The organism is Coriobacteriaceae bacterium, from assembly GCA_025992705.1.
In the GTDB taxonomy this organism is placed as follows: Bacteria; Actinomycetota; Coriobacteriia; order Coriobacteriales; family QAMH01; genus QAMH01.
Genome location: DAJPGJ010000001.1, coordinates 906,885 through 919,746, shown reverse-complemented (window position 1 = coordinate 919,746; position 12,862 = coordinate 906,885). Strand labels below are relative to the sequence as shown.

The 12,862-nt window shown below is 60.6% G+C and carries 13 protein-coding genes; 1 reads left to right on the top strand and 12 read right to left on the bottom strand.

All coding sequences use genetic code 11. The features are described from left to right. Positions 1 to 46 precede the first annotated feature (46 nt). The 9 genes from hisS to OIM11_04055 all read right to left on the bottom strand — a co-directional run bounded on the left by hisS (position 47) and on the right by OIM11_04055 (position 7,855). Positions 47 to 1,357 (bottom strand): histidine--tRNA ligase, encoded by a 1,311-nt coding sequence (gene hisS, locus OIM11_04095; protein ID HJJ00313.1) that lies wholly within the window; start codon positions 1,355 to 1,357, stop codon positions 47 to 49. Further along, entirely contained in the window at positions 1,357 to 1,764 is a 408-nt protein-coding gene (locus tag OIM11_04090; protein HJJ00312.1) for a hypothetical protein, read from the bottom strand. Before OIM11_04090 ends, hisS begins: the two co-directional genes overlap by 1 nt. An 83-nt stretch (positions 1,765 to 1,847) precedes the next feature. Then, positions 1,848 to 2,039, bottom strand: coding sequence for a 50S ribosomal protein L28 (gene rpmB / locus OIM11_04085; protein ID HJJ00311.1), 192 nt, complete (start codon positions 2,037 to 2,039; stop codon positions 1,848 to 1,850). A gap of 151 nt (positions 2,040 to 2,190) precedes the next feature. Further along, the gene (locus tag OIM11_04080; protein HJJ00310.1) at positions 2,191 to 3,129 is read right to left on the bottom strand and encodes a tyrosine recombinase XerC; all 939 of its coding nucleotides are present in this window, start codon (positions 3,127 to 3,129) and stop codon (positions 2,191 to 2,193) included. Next, positions 3,126 to 4,454: a methylenetetrahydrofolate--tRNA-(uracil(54)-C(5))-methyltransferase (FADH(2)-oxidizing) TrmFO gene (gene trmFO / locus OIM11_04075; GenBank protein HJJ00309.1), complete on the bottom strand. Its 1,329-nt coding sequence runs from the start codon at positions 4,452 to 4,454 to the stop codon at positions 3,126 to 3,128. Before trmFO ends, OIM11_04080 begins: the two co-directional genes overlap by 4 nt. Positions 4,455 to 4,517: 63 nt before the next feature. Further along, positions 4,518 to 4,655, bottom strand: a complete 138-nt coding sequence (locus OIM11_04070; protein ID HJJ00308.1) for a hypothetical protein — start codon at positions 4,653 to 4,655, stop codon at positions 4,518 to 4,520. 107 nt (positions 4,656 to 4,762) lie between these two features. Further along, the gene (gene dprA / locus OIM11_04065; protein HJJ00307.1) at positions 4,763 to 5,683 is read right to left on the bottom strand and encodes a DNA-processing protein DprA; all 921 of its coding nucleotides are present in this window, start codon (positions 5,681 to 5,683) and stop codon (positions 4,763 to 4,765) included. A 2-nt stretch (positions 5,684 to 5,685) separates the two neighbouring features. Beyond that, positions 5,686 to 7,191 (bottom strand): YifB family Mg chelatase-like AAA ATPase, encoded by a 1,506-nt coding sequence (locus OIM11_04060; protein ID HJJ00306.1) that lies wholly within the window; start codon positions 7,189 to 7,191, stop codon positions 5,686 to 5,688. Next, on the bottom strand, positions 7,178 to 7,855 hold the full coding sequence (locus OIM11_04055) for a YraN family protein (protein HJJ00305.1): 678 nt from the start codon (positions 7,853 to 7,855) through the stop codon (positions 7,178 to 7,180). Before OIM11_04055 ends, OIM11_04060 begins: the two co-directional genes overlap by 14 nt. A gap of 214 nt (positions 7,856 to 8,069) precedes the next feature. Between OIM11_04055 and OIM11_04050 the strand changes: the two genes are divergently transcribed. Next, positions 8,070 to 9,404, top strand: a complete 1,335-nt coding sequence (locus OIM11_04050) for a glutathionylspermidine synthase family protein (protein ID HJJ00304.1) — start codon at positions 8,070 to 8,072, stop codon at positions 9,402 to 9,404. Here OIM11_04050 and gltX read toward each other — a convergent pair. From gltX to rpsB, 3 genes are all read right to left on the bottom strand, one after another. Further along, positions 9,401 to 10,867, bottom strand: a complete 1,467-nt coding sequence (gene gltX, locus OIM11_04045) for a glutamate--tRNA ligase (GenBank protein ID HJJ00303.1) — start codon at positions 10,865 to 10,867, stop codon at positions 9,401 to 9,403. The genes OIM11_04050 and gltX overlap by 4 nt on opposite strands. A gap of 163 nt (positions 10,868 to 11,030) precedes the next feature. Beyond that, entirely contained in the window at positions 11,031 to 11,906 is an 876-nt protein-coding gene (tsf, locus tag OIM11_04040) for a translation elongation factor Ts (GenBank protein HJJ00302.1), read from the bottom strand. Further along, on the bottom strand, positions 11,906 to 12,733 hold the full coding sequence (gene rpsB / locus OIM11_04035) for a 30S ribosomal protein S2 (GenBank protein HJJ00301.1): 828 nt from the start codon (positions 12,731 to 12,733) through the stop codon (positions 11,906 to 11,908). Before rpsB ends, tsf begins: the two co-directional genes overlap by 1 nt. Between the last annotated feature and the right edge of the window lie 129 nt (positions 12,734 to 12,862).

Sequence of the window (12,862 nt, the reverse complement as noted above, 5' to 3'; positions counted from 1 at the left end):
TGAAACAAGCGACAAGCCCGCGCGAGGGGCATTTCGCCAAGCGTACCTAGAGCAAACGCGCCATATCCTCGGCAATGGTATCGAGTGATACGGGCGTCTCCTCGTGTGTGCTCATGTTGCGTGCCACGCACGTACCGGAAGCAAGCTCGTCGGGACCGATGACGAGCACGTAAGCCGCCTGCGTCTTGCCGGCGACCTTGAATTGCGACTTGAGCGAACGGCCTTGCATGTCCATCTGCGCGGCGATACCCGCATCACGTAGGGTCTGCACGATGGCGAAGGCGTCCTCGGCAAGTGCGGCGTCTGCGAGCGCAACGTAGACGAAGGGACGACTCTCGGGTGCAAGATCGATGCCGAGCTCCTCGAGTACGAGCAGGATACGCTCAAAGCCAACGGCAAAGCCGAGGCCCGGCAGATCCTTGCCCGAAATCTCGCCCATGAGCTTGTCGTAGTGACCGCCACCACCGATGGCAGTCTGCGTTCCCAGGCCAGCCGTAACCTGCACCTCGAAAACGGTGCCCGTGTAATAGTCGAAGCCGCGAACGAGACGGGAATCTTCCACGTACGAGATACCGGCGGCATCCAAGCACGATTTGACCTGCTCGAAGCGATCGGAGCAGCTTTCGCACAGGTAGTCCGAAAAGCGCGGAGCGTCGTCCATGACATGCTTGCACGACTCGTTCTTGCAGTCGAAGGAGCGCAGCGGATTGGCGTCGATGCGACGCTTGCACTCATCGCAGAGCTCGTCGGCGTGCTCGGCCTCGTAATCGCGCACCGCCTGCGTGTAAGCGGGGCGACACGATTCGTCACCCATCGAGTTGATGAGCAGCGTCATCTGCTCGGCGGGAATGCCGAGCGCGGCGAAGAAGCGCATGCACATGATGATCATCTCGGCATCGGCAATTGGCTCGGTGGCGCCGAGGCACTCGACACCCACCTGCCTGAATTCGCGATAACGTCCCTTCTGCGGACGCTCGGCGCGAAACATCGGCCCTGCATACCAGAGCCTTGCCGGAGCCGCGCCTTGCGGCACGAGGGCGTGCTCGGCGATGGCACGCACGACACCCGCCGTGCCCTCGGGACGCAGCGAGAGGACCTGATCGCTCTTGAGCGTGGTGCCCTCGCGCATTGCCTGCATGGCTCCCATCGACCGTACCGAGAAGAGCTCCTTGCTGGCAACGTCACTCGTCTCTCCCACGCTGCGCGTGAAGAGCTCGGTACTCTCGAAAACCGGCGTCTGGATGGGCTCGTAGCCATAGGCGGAAAACACCTCGTTCGCACGTGCGACGAACTCAAGCCACGCACCTGCGCGGTCAAAGATAAGATCCTGAGTGCCTTTCGGCGCCTTGTATCGCATTACTTGCCGTCCCTTTCATTCGTCTGGTCTCCGCTTGCGACAGGTTCGTCGCTCACGACGATGGCATCGACATCGATGGGCTGCGGGTCATCCGGGCCTTGCGCGTCCTCGACAGTCGCGCTCATGGTCGCAAGTTCGTCCTCGTATGCCTGCTTGTGAGCGGCGTTTTCCTCGATGCGAGCTATGAGCTCGGCATGCGCTGCGCGAAACGCCGTATCATCTGCCAGCTGCTCGTAGACATCGCGGCCAAGCTGCTGCATGAGCTTGTTCTCCTCAAGCACCAAGTCGGCAATCTTCATCTTGATCCTGGCCTTAGCCGCCACATCACCCGCCGTCGACGCAAGCCCTGACATGAACTCGCTGCCCTTGTCGATGAGCTCTTTGGCGGTTTCCTGAAAACTACTCATGCATGGCTCCTTTGCAGATGATGGTCATGTACGCAAAAGAGGCCCATCAGGGCCTCTCGAGGTAATGCGTATATACACGAAGACTAGGCGCGGGTGACCTTGCCGGCCTTCAGGCAGCTCGTGCAAACGTTTGCCTTGCGAACGTGACCCTTGGCGTCCTTGATGGTGACCTTCTGGATGTTGGGACGAAAGACCCTGTTGGTCACACGGTGGGAGTGGCTGACATTGCGGCCTGCTGCCGGATGCTTTCCGCAGACCTCGCATACCTTCGACATCTTCGTTCTCCTTGCTACAAACGGCTTACGCCGGATTTCCATGCGGATTGAGCGTGTCACCACGCGAATTCAGAACTATAGCACAAATTGCATGAAATGAGACGATGATTTTCTGGGTGGTGAGGATTCCTCGTTTGTCCGTCGGCAATCCCTATGACCTTGGGTGAGCATCCTTGTAGACGTCCTTCATGTGCTGCAGCGACAGATGCGTGTAGACTTGCGTCGTCGAAAGGCTCGCATGCCCGAGCATCTCCTGTACGCTGCGCAGGTCGGCACCGCCCTCGACCAAATCCGTTGCAAAGGCATGGCGCATGTCATGGGGATGCAGACTCGGGTCAAGGCCCGCCTGGGCAGCCCGCTGTTTGAAGACGCGTCGCAGGCTATCGGCAGACATCGCGTTTCCGCGTGTGGAGACGAAGAGTGCGTTGCCGCAGGCATCCTCCAGAAGAGCCGGACGCCCCTCTCGCACGTAACGGTCCACGGCTTCGAGCGCGATGGGGTACAGAGGGACGATGCGCTCCTTGGAACCCTTGCCAAAGAGGCGGATGCTCGCATCCGAGAAATTGACGTCAGCAAGCTCGAGACGGGCAAGCTCGGCAATACGGGCGCCACTCGCATAGAGTAGCTCGAGAAAGGCTTGGTCACGCAGACCGACGGAATCGCCTTCGCATACGGCAAGCAATCGCTCGATGTCGGAATCGCTCGTCTTGCGCGGGAGGTCGCGCCCCAGCTTGGGCGATGACGTCGCTGCCGCTGGATTGAGCTGCGTGACATTCTGGACGTTCAGGTACTTGAAGAAGGTGCGTATGGCCGAAAGGCGTCGAGAGACCGTCTTGGGGGTATAGCCAGAGGCATTGAGCTCCACGAGATAACGGCGAAACCGACGATACTCCACCTGAAGCGGGTCGAGACCGCTACGTGCGGCCCAATCAAGGTAGCTGCGTATGTCGATGCAGTACGCACGCACGGTGTTATCGGAAAGCCCCCGCTCGACCGAGAGATGCCGCGCAAAGGCGCAAGCCCAACGCGCGGCATTCGCGTCGAGGCGCTCGTCGGCGAAGCATTCCTCGGGAGAGAAGATCTTCGTCATGATTGCGATACTCCATCGAAAAGGTCGGGGCGCCTCGCAACGAAATCGTCGATAGCCGCATGCGCCCGCGCGGCATAGGCAGCCTTGCGCTCGCGCTTGTTGCGTATCTTGGGTTCGATGGGATCGATGATGCCATAGTTGACATGCATGGGCTGGTAATCTTTCGTGCCAGAATCGGTCGCATACGCGAGCAGGCAACCAAAGAGTGAGTCGCGTGGCAAGACCGGTGCATCAAGCCCGGCGAGCTCGGCGTAGACGGCGAGCGCGACGAAGAGACCCGAAGCGACGGCCTCGAGGTATCCTTCCGTACCCGTGAGTTGACCTGCGAGGTGTACCTCGGGCCTCGAGGGGATGGCAAGCGTCTTCGTCAGCACGTGCGGTGTGTCGACAAAGGTGTTGCGATGCATGACGCCGAAGCGCGAGAACTCGGCGTTCTCGAGGCCGGGAATCATCCTGAAGACGCGTTCCTGTTCGCCAAAGCGCAGGTTGGTCTGGAAGCCGACGAGGTTGTATGCCGTCGCCGCGGCGTTCTCGGCGCGCAGCTGCACGGCGGCCCAGGGGCGCTTGCCCGTACGCGGATCGGTAAGCCCAACCGGTTTGAGGGCACCATGCGAGAGCGCATCGCGCCCGGTACGCGCGACTTCCTCGACCGGCTGGCACGCTGCGAAGAGCTCGCGGCGCTCGAAATCTTTCTCGATGACGCGGCCCGCGTTGACGAGCTCGCCAACGAAGGCCTCGTACTCCTCACGATTCATCGGAGCGTTGAGATAGTCGGCCGTGTCACCTTTGTCATAGCGTGACTGGGCGAAGATGACCGAGCGGTCAAGGGATTCCGCCTCGACGATGGGAGCTGCCGCATCGTAGAACGCAAGACCTTGCGAGCCGAGCTCGTCGGCAAGTTGCCTCGCGAGCGCATCAGCCGTGAGCGGGCCGGTCGCGATGATGGCTGGACCATCGGGAATGCTCGTGCACTCCTCGCGCACGAGCTCGATGTTGGGTGATGCGTCGATGAGGCGTTGCACGGCGGCGGAGAACTCGTCGCGATCGACTGCAAGCGCGCCGCCTGCGGCTACGCGCGTATCAAAGGCGCAAGCAAGGAGTCTGGAGCCAAGCGCATCGAGCTCGTATTTGAGCGATCCTGCTGCCGTTTCGGGATCGACGCTCTTGAGGGAGTTCGAGCAGACGAGCTCGGCGACGTTGCCCGTCTTGTGTACGGGCGTGGGATGCTCGGGGCGCATTTCGACCAAACGCACGGACACGCCGCGCAAGGCGAGCTGCAAAGCGGCCTCGCAACCAGCGAGTCCTGCCCCGATGACCGTGACCATCGGAAACCCTCTATCGACCATAGACAACAAACGACCTCACCTATAGAGAACCGCTCCAAAGCCCTACTTCTCGAGCTTGGGATAGCTGATGCCCAAGACATCCGCGAGGTTCTTGAGCGCCTGCTCTTCTGGAATACCTGCTTCAGCTTGCTGATTCAGGTACCTTTGCATTTCCTCTTTGGTCATTTCCTGATCCTCCATGGTGCATTCCTTTCGGCAAGCTGCTTGAACTCACCGATTTACCTTACCATTGCCGCATCTTCTTGTCTCATGATGCGAGGAATTACATATGACGATTCCCTCCTTCCCTAGCGTCTTGGCACGAGCTGGTAGCGACCGTCCATGCCACGTTGGACGAGGTTGTCGAGTTCGTAGGAGGCAAGGCGTCTCGAGAGCTCGCCGGGAGAGAAGTCGAAGTAGGCCGCGAGCTGCTGGGCGGAAAGCGCCTCGGCGGCAAGAGCGCGCAAGACGGAATCGTCGCCGATGAGGTCATCGCATGCATCCCCCTCCCCCTTTGCGACCCTATCGGAAAGCAGCTCGTACATGGAATGGGCCCAGGCAAGCTCGATCGCGGAATCGAGGGTCTCGGTATCGACGACGCAATAGGCGCCCTGGGTGATGAGATGGTTGGTGCCACGCGAGTTGGGCGAGGTGATGGAGCCGGGCACGGCCGCGACGTCGCGATTGGCGCGCAGTGCCGCATCCGCCGTCGAGAAGGTCCCGCTCGGAAGGCCAGCCTCGACGATGAGCACAAGTGCCGCAAGCCCCGCGATGATGCGGTTGCGTCGCACGAAGGTCGGGCGCAGGGGTTGGGTACCCCAGGGATTTTCGGAGATGACAGCACCTTGGGCGTCTATGACGCGTTGGAACAGTTCGCGGCCGCGTTTGGGATAGGTCACGTCGGCACCCGAGCCAAAGACGACGACCGTCGGGCAACCGGCATCGAGCGCCATGCGATGCGCGCACTGGTCGCATCCCATCGCGCCACCGGAGATGATGGGAATGCCGCGCGAGGCGATATGCGAGGCGAAGACCTCGGCGCAGGCCAGGCCATAGGGCGTCGCCTTGCGAGAGCCGATGATGGCGATGCCCGGCCGTAAGGCGGCCGGGTTGCCGATACCGCGAAGCACGCGAGGTGGATCGGGCGTATCGCGCAATATGGCCGGATACTCGTCTGAGACGATATCAATCTCGAATCGTGGACCGTCCAATTGGCATGCATCATCCATGGCTACTCCAGGTTATTGTCGACACGGTACATACACGACTCGAGCAGATGCTCCTCGCGAACGGACTCGCTCTCGTCGAGGTCGGCAATCGTGCGTGCCACGCGCAGGATACGCACGATGCCACGCCCCGAGAGAAAATGCTTGTGTGCCATGTCCTCGATGAGCTTGTGGCCGGCGGTGCTGAGTCCGCATGACTCGATCACCTCATGCGGCGTGACGTTTCCAAGCGACTCCGTACGCTCGCCACGCCAGCTCGCACGCTCGCGTGCCGCACGCACCTCGTCGGCGATCTGCGCCGAGCACGTGCCCCTGCCGCTCTCCAACACGCGTGTGGGATCGACACGGGTGACCTCGCATATGAGATCGATACGATCCTTGAGCGGACCGCCCAGCTTTGCCTGATAGTGACTTACCTGGTTTTCGCTGCAACGACAGGCGTGCGCGACATCACCCAGAAAGCCACAGGGACAGGGGTTGGAGGCGGCGATGAGCTGAAAGCGCGCGGGAAAGACCGCACGCGAGCCCACCCTGCTCACGACAACCCTGCCGTCCTCGATGGGCTGACGCAGAGCCTGCAAAGCGCTGTTCGAGAACTCGGCGAACTCATCAAGGAACAGCACACCGTTATGGGCGAGCGACACTTCGCCCGGCCGCACGTTACCCGAGCCGCCACCGACGAGCGAAGCGACCGTCGCCGAATGATGCGGTGCGCGAAAGGGGCGTACCCCTGACGTAATGGCATGCAAATCGAGGCCGGCAACCGAGTGAATGAGTGCCGTCTCGATGCGCTCCTCCTCGTCAAGCGGCGGGAGTATGCTCGGCAAGCGTTTTGCAAGCATGCTCTTGCCCGCACCGGGAGGCCCGATGAGCAGAGCGCCATGCCCGCCTGCCGCCGCAATCGTGAGAGCGCGCACGGCGAATTGTTGGCCGACGACATCACGATAATCGAGTTGCTCGGCACCTACCCCAGCCTCGAGCGTGTCGGGAGGAGAAAACGATGCGGATCGCAGCTGGGCAAGATGATCGATGCACACGTGATCGAGCCCGCTGAGCTTTGGCATGCACGTTGCATCGGATGCGGATAGCAGGCGCAACTGGTCTCGTTGGGCACCGATGGCGTATGCGAGCAAGCCGTCAACGGGACGCACGGCACCATCAAGGGCAAGCTCTCCCACGGCCAGGGTCTCCTCGACACAAGCCGGGTCAATCTGTCGCGTTGCAAGAAGATATGCGATCGCGATAGGCAAATCGAAGCCGGAGCCACTCTTGCGCACGGTGGCAGGAGCCAGGTTGATAACCACGTGACTGGCCGGCATATCGAAACCGGCCGCCCTCACGGCACTTCGCACCCGCAGACGTGCCTCTTGCACGGACGCATCGGCCATGCCGACGATGTGCCAGCCAGGCAACCCCGGCCCGATCTCGATCTCGACCGTGACGGGAACGGCCTGGACGCCGTAGAGGGCACAGGTGGGAACGCAGGCGCGTACGGTCCTAGAAGCACTCATTGAAGCAACCCTTATGATGACGCAGGAGCGCGCGATGAGGTGCCGTAACACAGATCGCAATGGCATCGAAGCGGACGCTGCTGTTGTCATCCCAGTCATCAGTCACCATCATGTAACACAGCGCGATGCGTTCGTAGCGGCTTTGTTTGTTGCGCGTGATCGCCTCCTCGGGAAGCCCGGCCTCGAGGCTCTGGCGCGTCTTGACCTCGATGAAACAAAGCGTGTCTTCCGGATCGCGCGCGATGATGTCCGCCTCCCCGAAGCGACAGAACCAATTGCGCTTGACGATCGTGTACCCGCGAGACTTGAGGTAGCGCACGGCCGCCTCTTCGCCTTTCCTGCCGAGTTCCTGACGTGACTCGATATGACCTTCCTGCTCGTAGGGATCCCCGCAGAATTCCTCGGGCGAGATATCGAAACTGCGATCTGGAGGCACGCTCGGTGCACGAACGACCGTTTCGGCATCTTCGTTCGCTGCCCCAGCCTCGCCTTCATCGTTCTTGACCTTGCCTTCGGCGAACTCGAGCAAATCCTCGTCGATATCACATGTGGACCCATCGCCGCATTCGTCACCGCGGGCCTCCTCGTCCTTAATCGTGTCATGCTCGTCATCTGGCACTTCTTCGTCATTTCCGGGATATGCAATCTGCGCTTTTGCGGCCATGTTCATCCTTTCTCGCCAAACTACCGTGGGGAAAATTCTTTCAGGCAAATCCAACAAAAACGCCGAATGTCTTTGGTCAAATCACCGAGCAAACACCCATCGATTCAAGACCTCACTCCAACGAAAATCGGAACGAACCCGGATACGATTTGCGCTATGCACGACACGCACACCGTGGGATACTGAGCATGTGAAACGACAGAGCGGAGGGTTCATGAAAGAGGAACGCGCGCAGTACATTGCCGATATCCTGGCGTTGGATGGAGACGTCAACGGGCGAGAAATGGCGCTTGCCTTCATCGCCGACTCAGATGTCTGGGTTCATGGGGCGCCTGCGCCATTTCCCTACGTGCCGTACCTCTTCAACAAAGAGGACCGCGCCTATATCGCCGATCAAGTAACGACCATGCATCGCATTCTCTGCAAGGTGATTAGGCGTTACCTTGACGACGAGGGCTATCGCGAGCTCTTTCACTTTCCCGAGGAGTTGCATCGCCTCATCATGCTGCCTTGCGACTACGACGACCTTCTGCCCATGGCGCGCTTTGACCTCTTCCTGAACGAGGATGATCTAAGCTACAAGTTTTGCGAATTCAACACGGACGGCAGCGGTGCCATGTCACGCGACTACATGATCGGCAAGGCCCTCATGCAAGGCGAGGCCTATCGCCGCTTCTCCCAGGAGCACGAGCTCAGGCAGTTCGAGCTCTTCGACAGTTGGGTCGCGTCCTTCATGCGTATATACGAAAGCCGTCCCAGCGCACGTTCCAACCCGACGATTGCCGTCACCGATTTTCGCGAAAGCGGGGTCTTCAGCGACTTCAACCGTTTCATTGAAGCATTCCAGAAGGCAGGATACGACGCGCGTTTCACCGACATACGTGACTTTGAGTTTGACGGTGAGCATCTCATCGACTCGACTGACGGTCAGATCGTCGATGCCATCTACCGTCGGGCGGTCACGAGCGAAATCCTGCAGCACCCGGGCGAGTGCGATGGTCTCATCGACGCCGTGGCTGCTGGCAAAGTCTGTCTCATCGGGCATTTCCGCACGACGGTCGTGCATTCCAAGGAAGTCAACATCGCCCTGTTCGACGAGCGCACCCGCGCGTTCTTGAGCGAGGAGGAAGCCGCCTTCGTGGACGCACACGTACCACGCACCTATCGTCTCGAAAGCGGCGTGAACGGCTTCACGCTCGACGAGGTCAAAGACGACAAGGACGCCTGGATCATCAAACCGGCCGATGATTACGGCGCGCACGGCGTATACCCCGGCGTCGACTTTGACCAGGAGCGATGGGAGCGCATCGTGGACGAGAACCTCGATGCCGGATACATCGTGCAGGAGTTCTACCAACCGCCTCGCGTCGATATCATCAACACCGTCATCGATGATGACGATCCGTGCAGAGTCGAGTCATGGCAGTCCATGCCCGGCGTGTATCTCTACGAGGGCAAGCCCGTTGGCTTCTACTGCCGCCTAGGCAACGAGGGCGTCATCGCCATCGACCACGGTGGTCTATGCGCCAATAGCTTCGCCGTCGACTAATCGACGGCGAGCTCGGCAGCGGCCTTGAGCCGTTGTTCGACAATGGCCCGATCCAAAAGTTCGATGGACTCGAAGAGCGGCGGGCTCACCATGTTGCCACACACGGCAACGCGAATCGGCTGGAAGACGAACTTCGGCTTGGCGTCGAGCTTCTCGAGCAAGCCGCGCAACGCGGCCTCGATGCCCTCGACCGTCCACTCGCAATCCGCGAGCACCTCAGCGGCCTCAAGCAGGGCCGTCTTCGCGGCCTTGCCCTCCTTGCGGAGGACCTTCTCGACGCTCTTCTCGTCAAGTTCGATATGCTCGTCGAGAAGATAGGCAATCATGGGCACGGCCTCGGTCATGAGCTTGACGCGCTCGCTCACGAGCGGATAGATGGCCTCCAGACGCGGGCGCATCGCCTCGACACCGGCCTCGTCCGCTGCATACCCCGCCTCGATGAGATACGGTGCGAGTACGTCGACGAAGGCCGCCGCGCCCATCTGCTGGATGTACTGGCTGTTGATCCACTCGAGCTTGTCGTAGTCAAGCGAGCTCGGATTCTTGCTGATGCGCTCGAGCGTGAAGAGCTTGGCCATCTGCTCGCGCGTGAACAGCGTGGTCTCGCCATCAGGCGCCCAGCCGAGCAGCGCGAGGTAGTTGAAGAGCGCATCGGGCAGGTAGCCCATATCGCGATATTCCTCGACGCTTGCCGCACCGTGACGCTTGGAGAGCTTCTTGCCATCCGGGCCGCAGATCATCGGCAGATGAGCAAAAGTCGGCGTGGGATAGCCAAGGGCCTCGTAGACGAGGACCTGGCGCGGCGTGTTGGAGAGATGGTCATCGCCGCGGATAATGTGCGTCATCTTCATGTTCACGTCATCGCAGACGACCGCGAAGTTATAGGTGGGCGTGCCGTCGCTGCGCACGAGAATCATGTCGTCCATGAGGGCGGCATCGAACTCCGCATCGCCATGGATGATGTCGTGCACGACGATGGTGCCGCGATCCTCGGGGACCTTAAGACGCCACACATGGGGCTCGCCCGCATCGATGCGCTTCTGGGCCTCCTCGCGGCTCAGGCTGCGGCAAGGATCGGGCTCGTTGGCAGCACCAGCCTGCACGGCCTCGCGACGCGCCGCAAGCTCCTCGGAAGTGCAGAAGCAGGGATAGACATTACCGCTCTCCTTGAGCTGCTCGAGGGCCTCCCTGTAAGTGTCGAAGCGCTCGGTCTGCATATAGGGACCGTAGTCGCCTCCGATGTGTGGACCCTCGTCCCAGTCGAGGCCGAGCCACCTCATGGCGCGGATGATGAGGTCGATGTTCTCCTTGGTCGAGCGTTCGGGATCGGTATCCTCGATGCGCAGGACGAAGGTACCGTCCATCGCGCGTGCGAACGCCCAGTTATAGATGGCGGTGCGTGCACCGCCAATGTGCAGCTTGCCCGTCGGCGACGGGGCAAAGCGAACTCGAACCTCACTCATAGCTCATCCAATCTTTCCAGAAGCGCGAAATGAGACAGTTGCTCAGGGACGTTGTCTCATTTTCGATGAGACAACGTCCCTGAGCAACTGTCTCATTCCTTTGTTAAAGAGGGGATAACGCCGTGCGCTATCCCCTCCCGACTGACGTGCAGTTGAAGGAGCGTTACTCGCCGAGCTCGATGCGGGCGAAGGAGACGACCTTGATGTCGTCACCAATCTCCTTGGCGCACTTGGCGATGTAGGCGCCGACGGTGATGTCCGGATCCTTCACGAACTCCTGCTCCACGAGGCAGTTCTCCTTGTAGAACTTCTCCATACGGCCCGTGGCGATCTTCTCCTGGATGTTCTCGGGCTTGCCGGACTCGGCAGCCTGGGCCTTGTAGATCTCGAACTCGTGCTCGCGGATGTCCGCAGGCACGCTTTCCTTGTCGAGCGACACGGGATTGGTCGCGGCGATCTGCATGGCAACGTCCTTGCCCATGGCCAGGAAGCGCTCGTCGGTAGCCGTGGCCTCGTTGTCGAAGGTAAAGCCCACGAGCACGCCGATGCGGCCGTTCATGTGAATGTAGGGGACCAGTGCGCCCGTACCGTCGATCTCAAGACGCTTGAAGTTCGAGATCTGCATGTTCTCGCCGATGATGTGGATGGCCTCGGTCAGCGCATCGCCAACCTTCTCGCCCTCGTACTCGCTCTCGAGGAGCTCGTCGACGGTGGCGGGATTGTTATGGACGACGGCACGCGTGAAGGTGTCGCAGTAGTCCTGGAACTTGTCGGTAAGTGCAACGAAGTCGGTCTCGCAGTTGACCTCGACGACGGCGCCCTTGCGCGCATCGTTCTTGCAGACGGCAACGTTGACGCGGCCTTCGTTGGTCGCGCGGCCGGCCTTCTTGGCTGCCTTGGCAAGACCGTGCGTACGCAGCACGTCGACGGCCTTCTCGAAATCGCCCTCAGCCTCGGTAAGAGCCTTCTTGCACTCCATCATGCCAGCTCCGGTGGCCTCACGGAGCTCCTTGACCATCTTTGCGGTGATCTCTGCCATTACTCTGCAACCTCCTCGGTCTTCTCTTCAATCTCTTTAATGGTGGACTCGGAGACCTCGACCCTCTCGGAGATCTCGGGCTCCTCGGGGATAGCGGGGACTTCCTTGTCCGTATCCGCAGTCATCTCCTGCTCGGTAACAACCGTGCCGGAACCGGCGATGAGCGCATCGGCGGCAAGCTGGCACAGCAGGTTGACCGAACGGATGGCATCGTCGTTTGCGGGGATGCCATAATCGATATCGTCGGGATCGGCGTTGGTATCGATGAGGCCCACGATGGGGATATGCAGACGATGCGCCTCGCGCACGGCGTTATCCTCGTGCTTCGTGTCAACGATAAAGAGCGCGTCGGGCAGGTCATGCATGTTGCGGATGCCGCCCAGGGCGAGCTCGAGCTTGGTGTGCTCCTTGTTGAGACCGGCCTGCTCCTTCTTGGTGTATGCGTCAAAGCGGCCGTCGGCCTTCATGGCCTCGATCTCCTCCATGCGCTGCACGCGCGTGCGGATCGTGGCGAAGTTGGTGAGCATGCCGCCCATCCAGCGATAGTTGACGTAGGGCATACCGCAGCGCTCGGCAGCGGTCTTGATGGGCTCCTGGGCCTGCTTCTTGGTGCCGACGAAAAGGACCTTCTTGCCAGCTGCGCCCAGATTGAGCAGGAAGCTATACGCGTCGTCGATGGCGTAGAGGGACTTCTTGAGATCGATGATGTAGATGCCGTTGCGCTCGCCGAAGATATACGGCTTCATCTTCGGGTTCCAGCGGCGGGTCTGATGGCCGAAGTGGACGCCGGCCTCCAGAAGGGACTTGATGGACACAGTTGTAGCCATTGTGGGTAAACCTCCAGTTTTCGTTAGTCCTCTGCTCGGATCATCGCCGTGCTGCCCGCAACCCCCTTCGGGGCCACTAGCGGGGCGGCTCCCCTCGCATGTGAAATAAAAGCTACTGCCATGCGTTTT